This window comes from Streptomyces sp. Tu 3180 (assembly GCF_009852415.1).
Taxonomy (GTDB): Bacteria; Actinomycetota; Actinomycetes; order Streptomycetales; family Streptomycetaceae; genus Streptomyces.
The window spans coordinates 7041917-7065131 of record NZ_WOXS01000002.1 but is presented as its reverse complement, the minus strand read 5'-3'; the positions used below and the strand labels follow the sequence as shown (position 1 = coordinate 7065131).

Sequence of the window (23215 nt, the reverse complement as noted above, 5' to 3'; positions counted from 1 at the left end):
TCACCCCGGCATCCGGTGGGCAGCACGTGCTGGATCGACGGTGTCCGGCGCCCCAACCGTCCCGAAGTACCGTTCGGCCTGGCGAGCCGACTTGCCTGCGACCGAGTGCTGACCACCCTCTGCGCCGAGTGGGACGACCCAAAGCCGGACGCCGCGTCCCGCCGCGGGCGCCCGGCCGTCGCCCCCGGCTCGCTCCGGGGGCACGCACCCCGGCCCTCCCGTCAGTCCGGGCTCTTCCCCCGTACCGCGCACGGACGTCCCGCCCTTCCGCGTACAGCACTCCCCCGTACACGTCCCCACGCCACGGACCCCTCCCCGTCCGCCCGTTCAGGGGATGTCCCCGACCGTGCACCGGCCCTCCCGCGACGACAGCGGCGGCACGATCCGGCCGGGCGGCGCTGGCCTCGGTGCTCGGCAACGCGCTCGGCGGCTACGCCCTCGTCGTCGCCATGGCGTTCGGGGTGGGGAACGTGGTGGCGAGGTCGGCCCTCGCCTCCAGCGTGATCAAGATCGCCGGGGCCGCTTACCCGGGTCTTCCTCGGTGTCCAGGCGATCCGGCACAGCCGCACGCCTCCCCGGAGCCCGGCGCCGCGCGGGCCGTCGCCCGCGGAACGCTCCGGCAGACGTGGGAGGGGTTCACCGTCGGGGTGACGAATCCCAAGAGCATCGTCTTCCTGACGGCCGTGCTCCCGCAGTTCGTCGACCGGGACGCGGGTCACGTCGTCGGGCAGATCCTGCTCCTGGGGCTGGCCGGGGCACTGCTCCAGCTGGCGTCCGACAGCGTCCGGGGGCTGACGGCCTCCGCCGCGCGGTCCTGGTTCGGCCGTTCCCCACGCCGGATGTCGCTCGCGGGCGGCGCCGGCGGCATGACCATGATCGGACTCGGAGTCACGGTCGCCGCCACCGGCCGGGCGGACTAGGTGTGTCGACCACGAGCGTTGTCGACAGGGGGCGGGAACGCCCTCCGCCGCGATCATGGTCGGGGTGGTTCCGTGCTGGTGCGAGCCGAACCGCGCGCATCACCTCACCCACCGCGAGAGGCCGCGACCACCGGTCGGCGGCCTCTCGCCCGTACTCACCCGTTCCCTGTCGAGTACAGCGTGGTAACCGCCGGAGGACGCGGGCGTGTGCAGGGGCACCGGGGAGTCGCAGCAGCCGCCTTCCGGCGCTTCCGGTCCCGGACGGGGCGGCTCGACTTCAGCGGCTCACCGATCCCCGGTGAGCGGTCGGCGAACGCGGTGTTCGCGGAGCGGTCCGCTCACTGTGGCCCGGCTGGTGTGCGGTCAGCCGGTGGAGACGGCCTCGGCGGGGTCCGTCTCGTCCGCGACCGCGGAGGGTGTGTCCTCGGGACCGCAGAGGACGGTGTGCGAGGCGGGCCGTCATCCGCTCGGAGATGACCGTCTCGTCCAACAGAGGGCGCCGCGCGTCGAACACCGCCCGCGCGTACTCCTCCGTCTGCAACAACCCCGGCACAGCCTGATCGGCATACACATGCAGCTCAACCGCCTCCTCCTCCAACTTCGCCGCGTCCCGGAAGAAGGCGGGGTACCGCGCCCTGGCCACCTCCCCCTTCATCACCGTCAGCAGACCGCCGACCTCCAGCACCGCGTCCGCCCACGCGCGTACAGCCCCCGCCTGTACACCTGCGCCCCGTGTCCCAACACGGCGCCGGTCGCGTGACGAAACGTTAGAGTTGCGCCTCTAGGGGAGGACGTCGAGTGGCCGTTGTGCCGCTCGCCGAAGCAACGCGCGGAGACGGCAGCCGGGGCCCGCGCCCCGCGGCTCGGCCGACCGCGGAACAGTCTGGGGGGAACGCGCCGTGACAGAAGCGCCGACGCACGCTGCCGACACCGACACGGACGGAGCCGACGACACCGCCGACCGGAAGGTCGTCGAGCAGGAGCAGGCCGAGATCAAGGACTTCGTCAAGGGTCTGAGCGCGGACGACATCAAGTCGGGCAACTGGTTCACCAAGCTCGCCGCTCATGCCATGAACGCATACACCGAGAAGGTCGACTGGCAATACTTCCAGGACCGGTACGCGGGTGTGCCCGCGGACGCCATCGTCGATCAGCGGATCAAAATGGCGGCCCGGTATGCCGCGCTCGAAGGCGGTCTCTCCGCCGGGGCATACACGGCGACCGTCGCCGCCACCATCGGCAGCCTCGGGGGTGCCTCACCGGCGACCGTCCCCGCGGCCGCGGCGACCATGATGGTCGACGTCGCGTTCATCACCCAGCTCCAGCTCCGCCTGGCCTACGACATCTCCGTGCTCTACCGGGTCCCGCTCGACGTGCACGACCCCGAGGACCTGTGGAAGCTCATCCGCGTGGCCTTCACCATCAAGAGCGGGGAAGCGGCCAACAAGACCGTGGTCAAAGCGGTCCCAGCCCTGGTGCGACCGTTGGTCAAGCGGTTCTACTCGAATTCGGTGCTCACCGCAGGAAAGGCGCTCCCCGTCGTCGGGAAGCACCTCCTGCAGCGCAACGTCATCAAGATCGGCATTCCCCTGGTCGGCGTCCCCCTCGCCGTCCTGCTGAACCGCTACACGACCCTGCTCGCCGGCCGGCACGCGCGGGCCGTCTTCCGGAACGAGGCGCGGGTGATCGAACTCGCCGAGGGACTGAGCGAGCGCAGCCGGCACCCGCAGTTGATGCTGTGGGTCGCATGGCTCGTCATCAGGGCGAACCCCAAGATCGCGGACGACGAGGCGCTGCTGATGCGGCACCTGGTGAGGCTGGTCCGGGAGCGGCACGAGGTGGTCGACGAGCAGCTCGCGCACGTCGTCGACATCGACCCTGCCGAGGTGTGGAGGCGCGTGGACGCCGAGCCGGGCGATCTCGGCGACGTGCTCGACGCGGCGGAGCGCGTGGCCACCGTGGACGGTGACGTCGACTCCCGTGAGAAGGCAGTCCTCACGGAGCTTCGAGAGCGGTGCCGCCGGGGCTGACGCCGTCGTGCGGCGCGGCTCGCACGCCACTCCCCCGCCGTGGCTCGGCGGCTGTGTACAGCGCACGGCCGTACAGGCGTCGTCGCTGGTGACACGCCCGACGCAGCCGCAACGCTGGCCCCATGCACACGACGCTTTTCCCTCTCCCCGGCCCCACGGGAACCAGTGAGTTCGCGATGTCGTTCACCTCGACCCCACGGGGCGCCCGGCTGGCGCGGCTGTTCGTCGCGCGCTGCCTGGACGCCTGGGGCCACCCCTACGCCAGCGAGGTCAACGAGACACTGACGCTGATCACCGCCGAGCTGAGCGCGAACGCCGTGCGGCACGGGCGTGTCCCCGGCCGGGACTTCCACGTGCGGTTGGCCGCCCAGGAGAGCGGCGAATTGCGGCTGGAGGTCTCCGACGCCCGCGGCGAGCGCCGGCCCGCCGTCGTCCCTCCCGCGGACCCCGACACCGAATCCGGCCGCGGGCTGCTCCTCGTCGCCGCCCTGGCCGACGACTGGGGCGTCACGGACCGCCGTGGCGGCCCGGGCAAGACCGTCTGGGCGTCGCTCAAGGCGGGCCGGCGCCCGGCGGAGGCGACCGTGGCGGATCGATGAACCGATGTCAGCCGTGGCGGATACGCTGAGCCACGATCGTCCACGGATGGTAGATCACCGTCCGTCCATGGACGCACGACATGACGGAGGAGGCGCGATGCCCGTTCACCGGGACGTCCGCGAGCAGCGCTCGCGCAGGAGCGCGTACCTCGCATCGCCACCGTCCACGCCGGCGTTTCCGCCGTACCGTGCATCGACTCGATAGGTTGCCCATGCCCGGCCGTCTGCTAGAACTCCACGTCGAGAACTTCCGCAGCCTGCGCGACGTGACCGTGCCGCTCGGTCCGCTCACGGTGTTAGTGGGCCCGAACGGCGCGGGCAAGTCGAACGTGCTGAAGGTGTTCGACTTCCTCGCCGACATCATCCGCACCGACCTCCAGCCGGCGCTGGACTCGCGCCGCGGATTCGACGAGGTGGCCTTCTGGGGCGGGAGCAGGCCGCCGACCTCGATGCGCATCCATCTGAAAGCCACCTGGACCAGCAACGCCTCGCTCAACGCACCGGACGAGTACAACCTCGTCATCCGGCGCCGCTCCCTGCCGTCGAACCGGGACGGCAGGGGGACGCGGTACACCCTGTCCCGTGAGGAGAGCTTCGCGTTCAAACGCAAGCAGGGACGCGGTCGGCGCATCACCATCGCCGGCGAGGAAGCTCGCGTCGTCGACGAACGGGCGGGACAGACGAAGGACAGCGGCAGCTTCGGTATCCGCAGGCTCAGCAGCGGTCTGTCCACGCTGCCCCGCCTCGGTCCCGCCGACGGCGGCGACGAGGTGACGCGGGTCGCGGACCGGCTGTCGTCGTTCCGGGTCTTCGACGTCGACGTGGCGGCCGCCCGCCAACCGACCCGGCTGCGCGGGGCGGACTTCGACACGCTCTCGCCCCACGCCGAGAACCTGGCCGGGTTCTTGATCCATCTCAGCGGCCGTGAGGAGATCTGGGACGATTTAGTCACCGACGCCCGGACCGTTCTGCCGCAGTTGGAGAACATCGAGTTCGAGGAGGTCGGCGGCTCCACGGACCAGTTGACCGTCGTCCTGCGTGAACGCGGCCTGCGCCGGCTCACGCCGCTCGCCGACGCCTCGTACGGAACGGTACGGCTGCTCGGACTGCTCGCCCTGCTGTACGACCCGAACCCCCCGGCGTTCACCTGTATCGAGGAGATCGACCACGGGCTGCACCCGCAGGCGCTCGAACTCGTCGTGCAGCGGCTGCGCGAAGCCGCAGAGCGGACGCAGTTCATCGTGGCCACCCACTCCCCCGCGCTCGTCAACCGGCTGCGGCCGGAAGAGTTCGTGGTGTGCGACCGCGACGACGACGGTGCGTCGATCATTCCCGCGCTGACCGTGGACGAGGTGAAGGCCATCGTCGAGGAATCCGGCGAACAGCCCCTCGGGGAGCTGTGGTTCTCGGGTGTCCTCGGTGGCGACCTCACCGGAGGTGAACTGTGACCCCGGGCGGGCGACACGGCAGCGGGCGGACGTCCAAGGGTCAGGGGCGGGGCGTCATCGTGCTGGCCGGTGAGGACCAGAACGACTGCCAGATCCTCGCCGAGCTGATACGGGCGCACCGGCCCGATCTGAGCGAGACCGCCAAGCTTGTCCGCATCAACGACCCGGTGCGGCTGCGCAGGAAATCCGGCGCGGAGCTGGCCGCCGCCGTGAAGACCCTGGCCGGGAAGGCGCGTGCGAAGGCCCTCCGGGAGCGCGCGGAGTTGCTCGGCTTCGTCGTCCACGAGGACCTGGACGGGTACGCGGATGCCGGCTACAACCGGATCCGCAAGGCGCTCGCCGACGAACTGACCCGCCAGTGTCCGGAGTTCCGCACGGCTCTCGCGCTCGCCGCCTGGGAGAGCGAGAGCTGGTTGCTGCTGTTCCCGGACGCCTTCCCTCATGTGCGTCCGCGCTGGAAGGTGCCCGCGCGACTCCTGGACAAGGACACCGGGCGCATCAGGGACGCCAAGCAGGAACTCAAGCACGGGCTCGGCCTGCCGGTGTTCCGGGAGAGCGACGGCCCGGCCGTGGCACGCGAGGCGCACGCCCGGCGGCTGATCCCCTCCCCACGCGGCAGCAACCGCTCGTACGCGGACTTCGTCGAGGACCTCACGGGCTGGGCCTGACCGCCGGTCGTGGAAGTCCGGGCGTGCGGTGCCGCGCGCCTCGCGTCAGTCGTCCTCAACCTGGACCAGCACGACGAAGCAGTGACCGTGACTGTCGGTGAGGAAGGTGTCCGTGGTGACCTAGGTGACACCACTCACGCCGACGTCGTCCCGCTCGGACCACCAGCACGCCCGGGATCCGAGTGCGGTCCCCACGCGCCGGGTCACGGCGTCGGCCCCGTCGCGGCCCCCGTACGCGCACGACGGCCACAGCAGACCCACCGGGCACGTTCCCCATCGGCACGGTGGCGTCCGGGGCGGCCGACGACACGAGCGACGCCTCGGCCCGCCCGACGGGCACCGGGTCCGAGCCGTACCGGTGCCCGTGCTCCTCGTGCGGCCTCCTCCGCCGGGCTCGAGTGAGACTCAAAGGCATGACGGATCCCAGGCTCGGCAACGGCTCGTTGCGTTCAATGCATTGACACGTGCATTACATGGGCTTTACGTTCCGGCCATCTGAGAGCGCTCTCAGAACCTCCCCCTGTCACGACTTGAGGTGACACATGCCATCCCCACGCACCAGACCGGCAACCGTTCTGCTGCTGGCCTCAGCTCTCGCCGCCGTCGGCCTGGGCCCGGCCGCCGCACCGGCGGCCGCCGCCACCGTTCCCGTAGGCTCCGGCAGTTACTCCGACGCCCGGCCCCCCGGCACGTCGGGTCCCACCACCCACACGGGAACGCCGGTCACGCCCAAGGTGACCGCCGCCGCCAGGAACCGGCCCGTGCCCACCAACGACTGGTGGTCCTCCCTCGCCTTCCAGCGCTACGGCGACAACCCGTACTCGACCCCCATGTACGGACACCCCCTCACCTACCAGGCCACAGCCGGCGGGCTCGACGTCGGCTACCCGACGACCCCCACGATCACCGGTGACGGCCGCCAGTACGAGTACGCCCACAAGCGCGACCTCACCATCGGCCTGACGGGCCTCAACTCCCCCGACACCAGGGCCGACGACTGGTCCGACTGGACGGTCACCCCCTACTGGTCCGACGGCGCCCGCACCCTGCGCACGACCATCGGTCACGGCTCCCCCTTCGTGTACGCCAAGGGCTCCGGCGGCAACGCCCAGATCACCACCGCCGGCGCGCCCACGGTCTTCGCCGACCAGGGCAACGTCCTCGGCATCACCGTCGCCGGGCACCACTACGCCCTCTTCGCGCCGACCGGCAGCGACTGGAACGTCGCCGGATCCACCGTCACCGCGGGTCTCGGCTCCAAGGACTACTTCTCCGTCGCCGTGCTGCCCTCCACCGGCGCGCTGGCGACGTTCAAGAAGTACGCCTACAGCTTCGTCACCGGCTCCAAGGTCACCTGGAGCTACACCGGGGGCACCGTCAGGGCCACCTACACGCTCACCACCGAGGCGAAGGAAGGCACCGAGCGCGGCACGCTCCAGGCCCTCTACCGCCACCAGTGGCTGAACACCACGGACCCCCTGACCTCCTACACCTACGTCTCACCGCGCGGCACCATGAAGGTCCGCGAGTCGGCCTCCTTCACCACGAGCCAGAAGGCAGCGGCGGTGCTGCCCGCGCTGCCCAAGTCGAACGGCGTGGACGCCGCCCGGCTGCGCGGATACCTGAACGACGTCGTGAACGCCGCCGACCCCTTCTCCGGAGCCACCGACACCTACTGGACCGGCAAGGCCCTCGGCCGTCTCGCCCAGCTCGTCCCGGTGGCCGACCAGACCGGTGAGACCGCCGTCCGCGACCGGATGCTCGGCCTGATGAAGGCCAAGCTTCAGGACTGGTTCACGGCGGGAGGCGCCAACGAGTTCAGCTACGACAAGGACTGGAAGACGCTCACCGGCTACCCCGCCTCCTACGGCAGCGACACCGAACTGAACGACCACCACTTCCACTACGGCTACTACGTCTACGCGGCGGCGATCATCGCGCAGTACGACCCGGCATGGGCCGCCGACTCCGCCTGGGGCGGCATGGTCGAGACCCTCGTACGGGACACCGCCAACCCCAGCCGCACCGACACCGCCTTCCCCTTCCTGCGCGGCTTCGACGTCTACGCGGGTCACGGCTGGGCCTCCGGTCACCAGGGCTTCGCCGCCGGCAACAACCAGGAGTCCTCCTCCGAGTCCACCAACCTCAGCGCGGCCCTCGTCCTGTGGGGCTCCGCGACCGGCGACACCTCGCTGCGCGACCTCGGCACCTTCCTGCTGACCACCGAGTCGGAGTCGATCGCCCAGTACTGGTTCGACGCCGACGAGCAGGTCTTCCCCTCCTCGTTCGGCCACGACGCGGTCGGCATGGTGTGGGGCAGCGGCGCCGCCCACTCCACCTGGTGGACCGCCAACCCCGAGGAGATCCACGGCATCAACGTCCTGCCCGTCACCGGCGGATCGCTCCACCTCGGCGGTGAGAAGGCCGCGATCCGGCGCAACCTCGCCGAGATGGAGCGGGAGAACGGCGGTCCGGCCGTCGAATGGCGCGACATCCTCTGGGAGTTCCAGTCCTTCGCCGACCCGGGTGCGGCCAAGGCGAAGTGGGACGCGGGACACGCCGGCTACACCCCGGAGGAGGGGGAGTCGAAGGCGCACACCTACCACTGGATCGACACCCTCGACACCCTCGGCGCGCCCGACGCCACCGTGACCGGTGACATCCCCACCTCCGCCGTCTTCACCAAGGGGACGACCCGGACCTACGCGGCCCACAACCATGGAGCCACGGCCCGTACCGTGACCTTCTCCGACGGCAAGACCCTCTCCGTGCCGGCCCGTTCCACCGCGACCGGCACCGGGACCGGATCCACGGACCCCGCTCCCGACCCGGAGCCGCCGACCGGCAACACCTTCCAACTGCGCAGCGGCGGCGCCCTGACCACGGCGACCGGCGGAACGGCGGGCAGCGACACCATCGCCTCCGCCGGCGGCACCAACCGCGACGGCACCCCGTACCAGCCCCTCGTCTACGAGGTGCGCGGCGTGAACGGCACGCTCACCCCGGGCGCGCAGACCGCCTTCCGGCTCCAGGTGGACGCGGGCGGCACGGTCGGGCTGGGCCAGCAGACCCGGATCAGCTACGACTTCACCGGTGACGGCAGCTTCGACCGGACCGAGACGTACCACTACTTCGCGACCGACCCGGTCACCGGATGGGAGGAGTACACGCAGGCACGCGGTCTCAAGGCGTCCACGGGCACACCGGGCGATCTGCACGGCGGCACCGTACGCCTCGAGGTGTGGAGCGCCATCGGCAACGGCACCTCGAAACTCCAGACGGGCACGGACAAGTCCGTCCTGGTGATCCCCTACAGCTGAACCGGCGGCGGGCATCGGCGTCCGGCCGATGCCCGCCGCACCGGCACGGCCGGCACCCGCGTCCCGCGCGACCGGATCGGTCCGGGATTCGACCGAGCGGGTACCGTTGTCCGAGGTGGGCGTTATTTTTGACGCTGATCGTCACGGTGCCTTCGCCGGCTGTCACGGCGCGGCGCACCCGGCGGTCACGGTAACCGTCCTGCCCGAAAGGTCCTCGTGAAGCCCACCCTGGCCGCCGCGCAGCTCCGCGGCAGTCTGACGCAGTACCTCACGACGACGTACGCGCTGGCCGACGAGGACACGCGGCTCGCGCTGGAGCGGTTCCTCGGGGACCCGGACACGGGCATCTTCCGGGGGCCGTACCTGCGGATCAGGACGCCGTTCCACCCCGCCGACGACGGGTGGCGATCCGCGCTGGAGTGGCAGCCGGCGTTCACGCCGTGGCGGCACCAGGCGAAGGCGTGGCAGCGGCTGAGCACGTACGACGGGCCCGCCGAGCCGACGCTCGTGACGACCGGCACCGGGTCCGGCAAGACCGAGTCGTTCCTGATCCCCGTGCTCGACCACTGCCGGCGGCAGAAGGCGCTGGGCCGGCGCGGGGTGAAGGCCGTGCTGCTGTACCCGATGAACGCGCTCGCCACCGACCAGGCCGGCCGCATCGGGGACTACCTGGCGCAGCCGGAACTGGCACAGGTGACGGCGGGCCTCTACATCGGCGACAAGCCGGACACGGACTTCCGGCGGGTGATGACGCGGCGCGAGGAGATGCGCCAGTCGCCCCCGGACGTGCTGATCACCAACTACAAGATGCTGGACCTGCTGCTGCAGCGGGCCGAGGACCGGCCGCTGTGGGAGGGCGCGGACCCGGCGTACGTGGTGCTGGACGAGTTCCACACCTACGACGGCGCGCAGGGCACGGACGTGGCGATGCTGCTGCGGCGGCTGGCGTCCGCCGTGGGCGCCCCGAAGCCGGAGCGGCCGCTCGGTTCGATCTGCCCGGTGGCGACCTCGGCGACCCTCGGCGAGGGCGGGGGCGACACCGACGGCATCCTCACCGTCGCCGAGCAGGTGTTCGGCGTGCCGTTCGGTCCGGACGCGGTGATCGGCGAGGAGCGGCTGAGCGCCGACGACTTCGTCGGCGACATCGACTACGAGCTGCCCGAGCCGCCCGGCCCCAAGGAGGTCATCGAGGTCTCCGGCGGACCGGGCGTGGAGTCCGACCCGGACCGGCTCGACCTGGACGGGCTCGCCGAGCGGCTGCTGGGACGGCGTGGCCTGGACGCCTTCCAGATCGGGCGGCTGCTGAAGAAGCACGACTTCACCCACGGGGTGCTCGCGCTGCTGAACGGCGAGCCGCTCGACGAGTGGGGGCTGCGGGACCGCATGGCCCGCTTCGGGTACGCGTGGGCGCGCACCGCGCGGGAGAACCCGCGGCTCGCGCTGGAGGCGCTGTCGCGGTTCGTGGCGCTGCTGTCGTCCGCGCGGGACCCCCAGTCCGACGAGCGCCGGCCGCGCCCGCTGCTGCACATCGAGGCGCACCTGTGGGTGCGGCCGGTGGGGCGGGTGCTGAGCGGGGTGAGCGGCCGGCCGGAGTTCCGCTGGTACGAGGACGAGCGGACCCTCGCGCGGCGCTCCGCGCTCACCGCGGCGTCCGCGTCCGAGGAGTCGTCCGACGACGACGCCTGGCCGGCGGACTCGCGGCGGCCCGAGGCGCTGCCCGGTTCGGACACCGTGCAGCGGCCGGCCCAGGCCCACCTGCCCGCGGTCTACTGCCGCGTCTGCGGCCGCTCGGGGTGGGCGGCGCTGTCCCCGGAGGCCGATCCGCGGAAGCTGGAGACCGGCCCGCCGAAGATCTGGCAGGCCGCCGTGGGCCGGGACAAGAGGCGGCTGCGGTACTTCATCGCGGCGACGCCGGCCGAGGCGCGGGACGCCCTCGCGGCGCTCACCGGCGCCGCGCCCAAGCAGGCCGGCGGCGTCGACCCGCAGTCCGTGGTGGTGCTGGACGGGGCGCAGGGCACCTACCGCATGCCCGTCGCCGAGGACGCCGAAGGGCTGCAGGACGCCTGGTTCGCGCGGGCCGTCCTGGACAAGAAGACCGCCGACCAGGCCGCCAAGGACGACACCTGCCCGGCGTGCGGCACCGACAACGGCATCCGGTTCCTCGGCACCGCGCTCGCCGCGCTGGCCTCCGCCGCGGTCACCCAGCTGTTCACCGGCGGCCAGGAGATCGCGCTGGCGCCGGAGGAGCGCAAGACGCTGCTGTTCAACGACTCCACCCAGGACGCGGCGCACCGCGCCGGGTACGTCGCCAACGCCTCGTACAAGTTCTCGCTGCGCTCGCTGCTCGCGCACCGGCTGGACGACTCCGGGACGCCGCTCCCGCTCAACGACCTCATCGGCGACGTCCTGGACTCCGTGGACGACCCGCAGACGCTGGCCGCGGTCGTCCCGCCGGACCTGCACGACGAACCGGGCGTGGACCGGCTGCTGTCGGGACGCGGCACCGGGGACGCGCGGACCTGGAAGCTCATCGGGGAACGCCTCGCGTTCGCGGCCGTCATGGAGTTCGGGCTGCGCTCCCGGCTCGGTCGCACCCTGGAGCTGACCCGGACCACGGCCGCGGAGGTGGTGGTCGCCGACCCGGACCGGATCGTCGCGCTCGCCCGCGACCTGCACCTCGCCCTGCCCGGGCAGCTGGGCCTCGAGGGCGGGCTGCCCACGCCCGAGCGGTACCTGGCGTACGTGCGGGGGCTGCTGGAGCGGCTGCGGCTGCGCGGCGGCGTGCGGCACCGGTGGCTGGACACCTGGATCAGGGAAGCGGGCGTCAACCAGTACCTGATCTCCGGCCGGCGGCCGGAGGGGATGCCCGCCTTCCCCGAGGGGCGGGTGGCGCCGCCGAGGTTCCTGCTCGACCGGCCCAAGGAGAAGACGAAGTTCGACACGGTCACCGGCAAGAACAACTGGTACCAGGACTGGACCCGGCGCTGCCTCGGCCTGGACGCGGCGCAGGCGACCGAGTACCTGCGCCGGCTGCTGCCGGTCCTCGCGGACGAGGGCGTGCTGTCGGTGCGCACCGCCAAGGACCGCGCCACCCGCGTGTACGGGCTGCAGCCGGGCCACGTCCACGTGCGGCTGCTGACCGACGACCTGGTCAACAAGGCGTTCGTGTCCTGCGAGGAGTGCGGCTGGCAGCAGGTGGTGCCGCCCGAGCGGCGCACCCGCTGGTACGGGCACCCCTGCCCGCGCTGGCGCTGCACCGGCATCCTCACCCCGCCGCAGCACGGCACGTCCCCGACCGGGGCGGGCAGCGGCGGCTTCGGCGGAAAGCTGGAGCGGGACTACCGGGCCGACTACTACCGCCGCCTGTACCTGACCGGCGGCACCTACCGGGTCGTCACGGCCGAGCACACCGGCATGCTGACCCGGCCCGAACGCGAGCGCGTGGAGCGGACGTTCCGGCAGGGCGCCCACTACACCGACCCCAACGTGCTGTCCTGCACGCCCACCCTGGAACTGGGCATCGACATCGGCGACCTGTCCGCGGTGCTGCTCGGCTCGCTGCCGGGCGGCCCGGCGAACTACGTGCAGCGCGCCGGCCGCGCCGGCCGCCGGACCGGCAACGCGCTGGTGGTCGCCTTCGGCGGGCGCCGGGCCCGCGACCGGTACTACCTGGACGACCCGACCGAGATGATCGCCGGCGACATCGTGCCGCCGGGCTGCTACCTGTCGGCCGTCGAGATCCTGCGCCGCCAGTACACGGCGCATCTGCTGGACCGGGCGGCACGCGGCGAGCTGACCACGGCGGACGGCGAGCCGCTCATGCCGGTGCCGCGCCTGTCGTCGGCGCTGTTCGGCACCACCGGCTGGTGCCAGGACCTGTCGGACGCGGCGCTCACCCACGGGGCGCGGCTGGTGGAGGAGTTCCTGGCGCTGTTCCCACAGGCGTCCGGCGGCCCGGACGACGACCGGGGGGTGTCCGCGCACGCCGCGGACGAGCTGCGCGCCTACGCCACCGGCGGCATCGCGCGCACCCTGCAGGAGGCCGAGGAGGAATGGACGGCGCGCCGCGAGGAGCTGCGCCGCCGCATCGCGGCCATCGACACCGCCGTGGACGGGCTGCTCGCCGAGGACCGGGAGCAGGGCGCCGAGCGGCGCGAGCTGCTCGCGGAACGGCGCGCCACGGGCGAACTGCTGCGCCAGCTGAGCCAGACCAGCGCGCACGGCGCCCTCGTCGAGCTCGGTCTGCTGCCCAACTACAGCCTCACCGACACCACGACCTCGCTGGAGGCCACGCTCTACTGGAAGGAGGCCGCCGGGGACGACGAGGGAGCGGACGCCCCGGAGGGCGACGACGACCGCCGCGAGTGGGCGTACCGCAGCGAGACCCGCGATTACGAGCGGTCCCGCAAACTGGCCCTGACCGAACTCGCGCCCGGCAACAGCTTCTACGTCAACGGCTACCGGCACGTCGTGCGCGCCCTGGACATCGGCAGCCCCGAGCGGCGCGCCTGGGCGGTGTGGCGGCTGTGCCCGGCCTGCGGGTACGCGCGCACCCACGGCGACCCGAAGAACGACACCTCACCGTGCCCGCGGTGCGGCTCGCGGGAGATAGCCGACGCGGGCTGCGTGCACCACGTGCTCGAGCCCCGGCGCGTGATGTCCCGGGACAAGCGGGACGACGCCCGGGTGCGGGACGACCGCGACGAGCGGGACCGCAAGCGGTACGCGGTCCTCACCACCGTCGACATCGATCCGGAGCACCTGGCGTCCGGCTCGTGGCGGCACGACACCGCGGTCTTCGGTGCCGACTTCACCCGCCGGGCCGTCGTGCGCACCCTGAACCTGGGGGTCGACCGCCAGGACGGCAGCAGCACGGTCCCGCTGGCCGGGGACGACGTGCGCCTGAACCCCTTCTACGTGTGCACCGGTTGCGGCGGGGCGACGGCCGACGGGCGGCCGGTCGTCGACCAGTCGCAACACGCGCTCACCGCGTCCCTCGCCCAGTCCACGCGGGCCAGCGCCCACCACCAGCTGTGGTGCCCGCGCCGGCGGCTGCGCGGCAGCGGGGAGGAGCAGGGCGCCGGCCTGGACGTGCCGCTGCTGCTGGCGCACGAGTTGACGACGGAGGCCGTCCGCATCCTGCTGCCGGCGTCCGTGGCGCGGGCCAAGGAGCGGCTCGCCTCGTTCACCGCCGCGCTGTTCGCGGGCATAGCCGCCCGCTACGGTGGCGACCCCGACCACATCGACATCACCTCCGCGTCCATGCCCGACGGCGAGGACCGCGACTGGCCGCGCCGGTTCCTCGTGGTGTACGACCGGCTGCCCGGCGGCACCGGCTACCTGCACCGCCTGGCGACCTCGGACGGCTTCCGCGAGGTCCTGCTGAAGGCCCGCGAGGTCATCGAGAACTGCGACTGCCTGCGGAAGGGGTTCGACGGCTGCCACCGCTGCCTGCTGCGCCGCGTGCCGCCGGCCGACTACGACAAGGTCAGCCGCAACGAGGTCCGGCAGATGCTGGACGAGCTGCTCGGCGCGGACGGCGAGCGCTGGCGCACCTCGCCCGTCGCCACCACCCGGCACATCCCGATGCACCGGCAGGCCGAGAGCGACCTCGAGGTCCTGTTCGTCGACACGCTGCGCGAGTGGGCCGCCCTGCCGGAGAGCCGTGCCAGCGGCGACGCCTACATCACGCCCGCCGGCACCCACGCGCTCGACCTGCGGCTGACCGCCGCCGACGGGACCACGCTGAGCTGGCGGGTGTCGCAGCAGCGCGTCCTCGACGGCACCCGCCCCGACGTCCTCTTCGAGCGCGTCGACGCGCCCGGCCCGCGCGTGGCGGTCTACCTGGACGGTTACGAGTTCCACGCCGGCCGGGAGCACAACCGGGTCGGCGACGACGCCGACAAGCGCACGCGGCTGCGCGCGGAGGGACTCAGGGTCTTCCAGCTCACCTACGCCGACGTGAGGGAGTGGCAGCGCCGCGTCCGGGACACCGGCCACGCGGGCGCGGGACCGGCCGACCCGGTGTGGGAGCCCTACGGGGACAAGGCCTGCGGCAAGGCCCGCGACTACTACGCCCAGGTACGGGGCGGTCTGCCCGGTGAGCTCGCGGAGACGGTGTGGGTGAACCCGGCCGTGCAGCTCGTGGAGTACCTGCGCCGGCCGGACGCCACGCTCTGGCAGTGGCGGGCGGAGGCCGCCCTGGCGGGCTTCATGGGCGCCCGGGCCCGCCCCGTCGCGCTGGCGCCGAACGTGCTCGGCGAGCAGATCACGGCGGCGCTGCGCGGTGGAACGCCCGCGGGGCCGCGCGGCCCGGTGCAGCTGTTCGTGGTCACCGACGGCTCGGGGCTGCCGCTGGTGTGCGCCGCGGACGGCCGGGCGAGGCCCCCCGCGTGGACCGGCATCGCCCTCCTCGACGACGCGCCCGGCGTCCACGCCCGGGAGGGGGAGCACAAGCGCCGCTGGCGGGCCTGGCTGTACTGGTCCAACCTGCTGCAGTTCCTGGACGCCGGTGGCGGTGATGCCGTCCAGCTCACGACCGGCCGCCTCGACGCCTTCCCCGTCGAGACCCTGGCGGTCACGGGCGGCGGCGGTGTCCTGGAGAGCCTCCGCACCCCGCTCGCCACCACTGCGACGACCGCCACGACGACCTCCGCCGGCACGCCCGCGCCGGCCGGGACCTCCGCCGCGCCTTCGCCGCAGGCCCCGCCCGCCGCGGTCGCCGTTCCGCCCGCCCGGGACGCGGCGTGGGACCGGGTCATCGAGTACCTCGACCCGGACGAGCCCGGTCTGCTCGCGCTCGCCGAGGTCCTCGCCGCGCGCGGCGTCCCGGCCGCCGAGGACGGCTACGAACTCGACGAGAACGGCTGGCTGGCCGAGCTGGCCTGGCCCGCCGCACGCGTCGGCGTCGTCCTCGCCCCGCGCCCGCCGGAGGGCGAGGACGAGGATCCGGAGGCCGCCGACCGCGACCGCGCGTTCGCCGCGGCCGGCTGGGAGGTGCGGCCCGCCGCCGACTGGACCCCGGACGACCTCGCGGACCGCCTCGGCGGCGCACAACCATCCGGCGACCGGAAGGGTCGTAACCAGCCAGACGGCACCACCACGGAGAACGGGGAGAACGCACAACCGTGACAGGCAAGAACGCGACTCTGCGCCTGCTCGACAAGGCGGACAAGGAGATCCTCAAGCTCCCCCGTCCGGTCAAGGGCGCGATCTACGACTTCCAGCACAAGTTCAAGACCAACCCCGACTCCGCCGGCCTGCGCCTCAAGCAGCTCCAGGGACACGACAAGCTGTACTCGGCACGCGTCAACGACGAGTACCGCGCACTGCTGCTGCGCCTGGCCGACGACGACTGGCTGATCGTCTCGGTCAAGCACCGCAAGGACGTGTACGCACACCTGGACCGGCTCGCGTACTCGGTCAACCGCGTCACCGGCGGCATCGAGTACGTGGACCTGCAGGTCGTGCAGGAAGAGGTGCTCAGTCCCGCGGCCCCGCGGAGCGTCGCACCCACCGGGCCCGTCATGCCCACCGAACCCGTCGAGCCCGCCCCTCCCGTGGAGTCGACCGCTCCGGAGCCGCTGTTCGCACGGTGGTCGGAACAGCAGCTCACCGACCTGGGCGTGGCGTCGTCCCTGGTCCCGGTCGTCGCCGCGCTGACCACCGAGGACCAGCTCCTCGGACTGGTCGAGCACGCGCCCCAGCTCACCGGCGAGGTGCTGCTGGCGCTGTACGACGGCAAGGCGTACGACGACGTCCTGGAGCAGGTCACCGCTCCCGTCGCGGCGCCGGAACCCGTCGACACCGAGGACTTCCGGGCCGCCGCCGAGCGTCCCGCCACCATCGTCACCACGACCGACGACGCGCTGCGCGAGGCGTTGGAGGGCGAGGACTTCGGGCGCTGGAAGGTGTTCCTGCACCCCACCCAGGCCAAGCTGGTCGCCCGGGACTACAGCGGTCCGGCGCGCGTGGGCGGCGGGCCCGGCACCGGCAAGACGATCGTGGCGCTGCACCGGGTCAAGCACCTGGTCGAGCGGCTCCCGGCCGGCCGGACCAAGCCGGTCCTGCTGACCACGTACAACAAGAACCTCGCGGCGGACCTGCGGTCCCGGCTGCTCGCGCTCGGCGGCGAGGCACTGCTGTCGCGCGTCGAGATCAGCCACGTCGACCAGCTCGCGCTGCGCACCGTCCGGGAAGCGGAGCCCGGCAACCGCAAGCGGATCGTCGACGAGGCGCAGGCGGTCCGCGAATGGCGCTCGCTCCTGGACGAACTCGGCGAGGACGGCTGGGACGCGGAGTTCCTGAACGACGAGTGGACGCAGGTGATCCTCGGCCAGGCCGTCACCTCCCGCACGGACTACTTCCGGGCGCGCCGCGCCGGACGCGGGGGCACGGTCACCCGTGCCCAGCGCGCCGAGATCTGGCAGCTCACCGAGCGGTTCACCCAGCGTCTGGACCGGCTCGGGATCCAGACCTGGGACCAGATCGCGGAACGCGCGGCGCAGTTGGAGGCGGAACGCGCCCGGCGCATCCAGGCCATCGACCGACAGCGGGAGGAGGCGGGCGGTCTGGACAACATCCACGTGGCCGACGGCTCGGGGGGCTGGCTGCGCTACCGGTACCGGCACATCGTCGTCGACGAAGCCCAGGACCTGCGGCCCGCGCACTGGAAGATGCTGCGCGCCATGACCGCCCCGGACCGCAACGACCTCTTCCTGGTCGGCGACACCCACCAGCGCATCTACAAGAACCAGGTGACCCTCGGCAGCCTCGGCATCAACATCCGGGGCCGGTCGTCGAAGCTGTCGCTGAGCTACCGCACCACCCGGCAGATCCTGCGCTCCGCGCTGAACGTGCTCGGCGAGGAGACGTACGACGACCTCGACGGCAGCACCGAGACGCTGGCCGGGTACCGGTCCGTGCTCAGCGGCGCCGTCCCTGACCTGCACCGGCTGGACGACTGGGAGGGCGAGCGTGAGGCGATCGCCGCGCTGATCGAGTCCTGGGGCCAGGTGCCGCACGAGCAGATCGCCATCGCCGTGCCGACCAACCACATGGCGCGCGAGGTCGGGGACACGTTGGCCCGGCGCGGTATCCGGGCGCTGGAGATCGGCCCGGACGGGCCCCTCGGTGACAGCGGCGTCCACATCGGCACGATGTTCCGGTTCAAGGGGCTCGAGTACCAGCACATGATCATCGCGGGGGTGTCCGACGGGCTGGTGCCGCGCGCGGACGTCCAGCGGCGGCGGACCACGGACCCGGCGCGCCACCGGGCAGAGATGCAGCGCGCCCGGTCCCTGCTCTTCGTGGCGGCCACGCGGGCCCGGGACAGCCTGGACATCTTCTGGCACGGGGAACCCAGCCCGTTCCTCAGGGAACTGATCGAGGTCCGGCCGCCGGTCGCGGCCTGACCGGCCCCGATCGTGCCGCGGTCCGCTTCGGCTAGCGCGGCACGACCGGCCCCTGGGGCACGAGGAACGGCCGCCGGGGATCCTCCGGCGGCGTCCTGCGGGTCGCGAGTGCCGGATCGGGGGCCGGCAGGTGCGGGGCGAGGGCCGCGTACACCTCCGCCGCACCGCCGGGACGGTCCTCGGGACGTTTGGCCAGCAGCGCGTGCAGCAGGTCTTGGAGCGCGGTCGGGGCGTCGACGCCGTGGTCGGCCAGTCGCGGCGGGGGCGCGGTGAGGTGCCGGGTCACCAGCTCGGCGATGCCCTCGCCGGGGAAGGGAGGGTGGCCGGTGAGCATGTGGTACAGCAGGCACCCCACCGCGTACAGGTCGCTGCGGCCGTCCAACGGCTTGTCACCGGCCAGGAGTTCGGGTGAGGCGTAGGACACGTTGCCGAGCGTCTCCCCCGTCATGGTGAGCTGGGGGTCGGTGTTCGAGAGGACCTTCACGAGGCCGAAGTCGAGGATCTTCACCAGACCGCTGGTGCGGACCATGACGTTCTGGGGTTTGAGGTCGCGGTGCACGAGGCCGGCCGCGTGCGCGGCGGACAGCCCCGAGCACAGCTGCGCGGCCACGGAGACCGCGGCGGGCAGGGGCAGGCGCCCGTCGTCGGCGCCGTCGACCACGTTGTCGAGGGTCGTCCCGTCGACGAGCTGCATCACCAGGCAGCAGACGTCCTCGGTGACGGCCGCGTCGTAGACGGTGGTGATGTTGGCGTGGTCCAGGCGAGCGGCGGCCTTGGCCTCCCTCTCGAAGCGTGCCAGGGCGGTGGGACGCCATTCGGGCAGGGCCAGGAGGTCCGCGGCGATGGTCTTGACCGCGACGGGACGCTCCAGATACACGTCCGTCCCCTGCCAGACGTGCCCCATCGCCCCTCTGCCCAGGATCCGGTCCAGCCGGTACCTGTTGCGCAGGACCTTGCCCGCGGCGAACTGCTCCACGTTCTCTTCCCTCGGTGAGCCCCAGTGACCTGTCGGTGCGGGGACCACCCGGCCGGAGGTCCGGCGCCGACGGCCCGCGCAGGAGAAGTCAACCAGCCTCCCTCCCGGACACGCCGGGGAGATCACCCCCGGGCCGCGGAACCACACGGGACGCACAGAGGCGGCGTCGGGCATTCCACACCGAGGCGGTGGGCCGTCCGCTACCGGATGCTCTGCAGGAGTTGGCCCGTGGCGCTGACGGTCCAGAACGTCCATCCGTTGCGGTTCGGGTTGACGTGCGGATTGAGGGCCCGCACCACGGCTACTGCCGCCCCGCTGGGAGTCTCGTACTCGCCGCGGCCAGGACCGGAGGGGATCGTCACGGTGCGGGACGAAGGGTCGTAGTAGGCAGGGGTACGTCGGCCTTCGTAGATCGCGTGGATTTCGACGCCCTGCTCCGTGCGAAGTTTTTGGACTTCCGCTCCGACGAGCGTAGGCGCGGCCGGATCCTCCACGATCAGCTCCTCGTCGGCGGGCAGCTCGTCGGTGTCCCGGTGGGCGGCCTGCGCGTCGTAGCGGGGAAGACCCAACAGCTCGTTGAGGACGTTGGCCAGCAAACCCCTGCGCGCGGCGAGGAAGTCGGGGAACCGGTCCAGGGACCGCAGCTCCGGATCGTCGGGAATCCACTGTTCGGCCAGGCGCTCCGGCGCGATCCCCGCCATGTACTCGACGGGCAGCCTGGAGGAGATCATCCTGTTCGTCTGGCCGGTGACGAAGGCCAGGTTGGCGAGGCTGTTCCACTCCTCCTTCGCGTACGTCCCCTGAACCCGGGCGCGCGGGAACACGTGGTGGAACTCGATCTTGGCACCGCTGTTCATCGGCTGGTCGCTGATGGCGATGTTGGTCGCCCAGTCCCGCGCCGTGCCCCGCAGCGCGGCAACGTAGAGCAGCTTGAAGAAGGGATGCGTGGAGTACTTCTGCTCCAGGTCCCTCGGGTGGAGGGCACTGTCCCGGGACCGGGTGCCGGAGGCCCGGCGGATGAGCTCGGCGAACAGGCCCTCCCTCTCACGCGTTCTGATCAGCCTGGCCTCCGCATCGAGCTTGCCCTCGACCTGCAGCGAATAGTGGCTGAACGCCATCGCCGTGTACACCCAGCGGCGCAGCAGCTGGGCCTCTCCCGGACGCAGCTTGCCGTCCCGGTGGTGCAGCAGCAGGGCGGGCACGATGGTGACGTTCGGCGACGAGAGGACCTCGGACCGGGTGATCGAGCACTCTCCCTTCAGGAAGTCGATGGCGAAGCGCAAGGCCCTTTCCGTGGCATGCCAGGCCTCCTTCAGCGCGGCCTCGTCCACGTTCGCCCCGATGAGCTTGATGTGATGGGCGCCGGTTCCCGCGAGGAGGCTCATGAGGCGCAGGACAGCTTCCCTGTTCAGGGCGAAGTTGCTGTCCTGCAGTTCCTGGTGGAAGGCGTCCATGGTGTCCAGGCCCTCGGCCCAGCGGGCCGCGATGGCGCTGTAGACGAGGTCGCCCTTGGACAGCCTGCGGCCGCCCTTGTTCAACCGGGCGAAGAGTTCGGCGACCTCCTCGTAGTCGTCGGACTCGTAGGTGATGACGGCGATCTCCTGCCTGCGGATCTCGTGCACCTTCTGCAGACGCTGCATCCACGCGCCGAAGTGCGGGTCGGAGTACTCGACTCCCGCCGCGTTGAGCACCTCGTGGTACTGCACGTTCTCCTGCAACAAGGTGGAGACGCGGAACAGGAGCGGGTCCTTGCCCTGGATCGCGCTCGGGTTGACGAACTGCTCGGTGCGCACGTCGAAGCGCAGGTCGATGAGCCGGCCGTCGGCCTTCGACTCCGGCCGGTACACCCAGGCGAGGGAGGTCAAGCGCTGCTGCCCGTCCAACAGGTAGAGGGGCTGGTGCGCCGACTTGTCGGCCTGGACGACGGCGGCCGTCTTGAAGGGGACGGTCAGATTGGTCTTCCACAGCAGCAGGGCACCGACGGGGTAGCCCCGGTAGAGGGAATCGAAGAGATCGCGTACGTCGGGTCTCATCCAGACGAAGTCGCGCTGGATGGAGGGAATGACAACCCTGCCCTGCAACAGGTCCTCGATCTGAGAAACGATCTTTTCGTTTGCCAGCCCCATGCTGCCCCCACCTTGCGGGTGATCCGCTGCACACACGATATCCACCGCCGAACCAAACGACGGCTTGATCGACCAGATACGGTCCGGTCCTCACGAGGACGGACTCCGGCTTCCGGATGCGCGCGCACTCCTCATACGCTCAGGAGACGATCCGCACCGGCTCATGTTCCTCACCGGCGCACAACCATGCGCATCGGGTCCCGGTTACACAAAGACTCCTTCTGAAAGGCACCTTCCACTTACAGCGTGTTGTGACTTCCGGTCGGCGGTCGACGTCGACTGCGTCGCAACGGTCCGGCAATGCGCCGGAGCCGGGGAACCTGGGATTACACTCCCGGTCCCCCTGCCGTTGACGCAGATCGGCGGCCGGCCGGACGGTTCGGGAACCGAGACCCGCTTCCACGCGCTCGTCACGGACCTGTCGAGCGCACCGGTCGAGTTGGTCGCCGAGAACGGCGAACTGGTGTGGCAGCGACGCACCACCTTGTGGAGGCTGAGGCTGCCCGCCGAGACCACGTCGGCCGCCCGGTCCGGTGCCGAAGCGGACTGCCCGCTGCGCTTCCCGGGCCAGTACGCCGACGCGCAGACTGGTCGGTACCACAACCACCACCGCTACTGCGCCCCCGGGACCGGCCACTACACGCCCCCTCCGGCCCGCTCGGTCTCGGCCCCGCACCCAACGACACGGCCCACCTCCCCAACCCCTACCGCTGGGTCTGTACCGCGACTCCGGGAACGGCAGCTACGCGGGGGATCCGGACGCCCCCGAGACGAAGCACAACCGCAAGAGCGAACACCCTGCGAGCTACCGGGGTCGACCCGTGACGAGATGGCCAAGAACCGGGCCCCTCAGGGAGCGCAGCAAGGACAGCGACCGGGCGGTTTGCAACGGCTTCCACAACGACCCCGACAACACGGAGGCCACGGGCAAGGGCCGGGACTCGAGCGGAGACGCCATTCTGGAGGCCCGCTACGACCAGGAGACAGGTCCGGACTGCTCCTGCGTCTGACCCCGCCCGGCTCGCACCGGGACTTTCCCGATCACTCCGGAAGGACCCATGGATCTGCAGATCACCCTCGCGGGTTTTCCCGATGCGGCGCTCGGTGAGGTCGCCGAAGCGATGCTGAAGCTCGGATAGAGGGACATGGCGGATGCCGCGCGGGTCCGGCCTCGGGGCACAGGGATGCGGCCCTGGTATCCGGGGAACTTCGGGGCCCGGACACCGGGTGCCGCCCATCGGGTGCCGCCGTGGCAGGTGACGTCAGCACGCCCGCGGACCAAGGCGAGGCGTATCGACGGGTGGTGTCGGTGACTCCACGCGCTCCCGCGGTGGCGAAGGGCGCCCACGGTGAGCTGCGGGGCTGCGGATAGCGTCGCGGGCATGGTGACGACGGGGAAGCGACGGGTCCTGTACCGGCAGGGCAGCGGATTCCGGCGGATGACGGCGAAGGGGGCTGGTCTTCGGGGCTCTGTCTCTGCTGGATGGCGGGCTGATCCGTTCGTGGGGCGACGCTCTGGCCTGGCCGATGTTCGGGATCCTGCTGTGGGTGCCGGTCGGGATCGGTGTCGTCTGGTACCCGAAGAGGGACCAACGCGTCGCGCTGACGGCGCGTGAACCGCGGGTGCGGCGGAAGCGGTTCCCGATGGAGAAGGTGGACCTGCTGCACGTGGCGCGGCTGTGACTGGAAGGGCGGTCGACCGCAGACGACCAGCC

12 protein-coding genes and 1 pseudogene are annotated in these 23215 nt (G+C 71.8%); 10 read left to right on the top strand and 3 right to left on the bottom strand.

All coding sequences use genetic code 11. The annotated features are described in order from the left end of the window. Positions 1-26 precede the first annotated feature (26 nt). The gene (locus GL259_RS39395) at positions 27-920 is read left to right on the top strand and encodes a LysE family translocator (protein ID WP_347814632.1); all 894 of its coding nucleotides are present in this window, start codon (positions 27-29) and stop codon (positions 918-920) included. Positions 921-1353: 433 nt separating this feature from the next. Here GL259_RS39395 and GL259_RS39070 read toward each other — a convergent pair. After that, a pseudogene (locus tag GL259_RS39070) lies at positions 1354-1614 on the bottom strand (Scr1 family TA system antitoxin-like transcriptional regulator); the annotation flags it as partial. Positions 1615-1819: 205 nt separating this feature from the next. On the opposite strand from GL259_RS39070, the gene GL259_RS39065 reads away from it, so the two are divergent. The 7 genes from GL259_RS39065 (at position 1820) to GL259_RS32230 (ending at position 18398) form a co-directional block, all read left to right on the top strand. Further along, a complete protein-coding gene (locus GL259_RS39065) occupies positions 1820-2950 on the top strand; it encodes a hypothetical protein (RefSeq protein WP_243762447.1) in 1131 nt (376 codons plus the stop codon). A gap of 122 nt (positions 2951-3072) precedes the next feature. Then, positions 3073-3549 (top strand): ATP-binding protein, encoded by a 477-nt coding sequence (locus tag GL259_RS32255; protein WP_243762446.1) that lies wholly within the window; start codon positions 3073-3075, stop codon positions 3547-3549. Between the two features lie 212 nt (positions 3550-3761). Further along, positions 3762-4997: an AAA family ATPase gene (locus tag GL259_RS32250; RefSeq protein WP_159536794.1), complete on the top strand. Its 1236-nt coding sequence runs from the start codon at positions 3762-3764 to the stop codon at positions 4995-4997. After that, the gene (locus GL259_RS32245) at positions 4994-5665 is read left to right on the top strand and encodes a hypothetical protein (protein ID WP_243762445.1); all 672 of its coding nucleotides are present in this window, start codon (positions 4994-4996) and stop codon (positions 5663-5665) included. Before GL259_RS32250 ends, GL259_RS32245 begins: the two co-directional genes overlap by 4 nt. A gap of 542 nt (positions 5666-6207) precedes the next feature. Then, positions 6208-8985 carry a glycosyl hydrolase gene (locus tag GL259_RS32240; protein WP_159536793.1) on the top strand — a complete coding sequence of 926 codons (2778 nt, stop codon included), beginning with the start codon at positions 6208-6210 and terminating at the stop codon, positions 8983-8985. 216 nt (positions 8986-9201) lie between these two features. After that, positions 9202-16116, top strand: a complete 6915-nt coding sequence (locus tag GL259_RS32235; RefSeq protein WP_159536792.1) for a DEAD/DEAH box helicase — start codon at positions 9202-9204, stop codon at positions 16114-16116. Continuing rightward, positions 16113-18398: a UvrD-helicase domain-containing protein gene (locus GL259_RS32230; protein WP_159536791.1), complete on the top strand. Its 2286-nt coding sequence runs from the start codon at positions 16113-16115 to the stop codon at positions 18396-18398. Before GL259_RS32235 ends, GL259_RS32230 begins: the two co-directional genes overlap by 4 nt. A gap of 31 nt (positions 18399-18429) precedes the next feature. On the opposite strand, the gene GL259_RS32225 is transcribed toward GL259_RS32230, so the two are convergent. Further along, positions 18430-19374, bottom strand: a complete 945-nt coding sequence (locus GL259_RS32225; RefSeq protein ID WP_159536790.1) for a serine/threonine-protein kinase — start codon at positions 19372-19374, stop codon at positions 18430-18432. 200 nt (positions 19375-19574) lie between these two features. Further along, positions 19575-21500, bottom strand: coding sequence for a DUF262 domain-containing protein (locus GL259_RS32220; protein ID WP_159536789.1), 1926 nt, complete (start codon positions 21498-21500; stop codon positions 19575-19577). 821 nt (positions 21501-22321) lie between these two features. Here GL259_RS32220 and GL259_RS32215 point away from each other — a divergent pair. After that, positions 22322-22510 carry a hypothetical protein gene (locus GL259_RS32215; protein WP_159536788.1) on the top strand — a complete coding sequence of 63 codons (189 nt, stop codon included), beginning with the start codon at positions 22322-22324 and terminating at the stop codon, positions 22508-22510. Between the two features lie 517 nt (positions 22511-23027). Then, positions 23028-23183 carry a hypothetical protein gene (locus tag GL259_RS39060; RefSeq protein ID WP_243762444.1) on the top strand — a complete coding sequence of 52 codons (156 nt, stop codon included), beginning with the start codon at positions 23028-23030 and terminating at the stop codon, positions 23181-23183. Positions 23184-23215 lie beyond the last annotated feature (32 nt).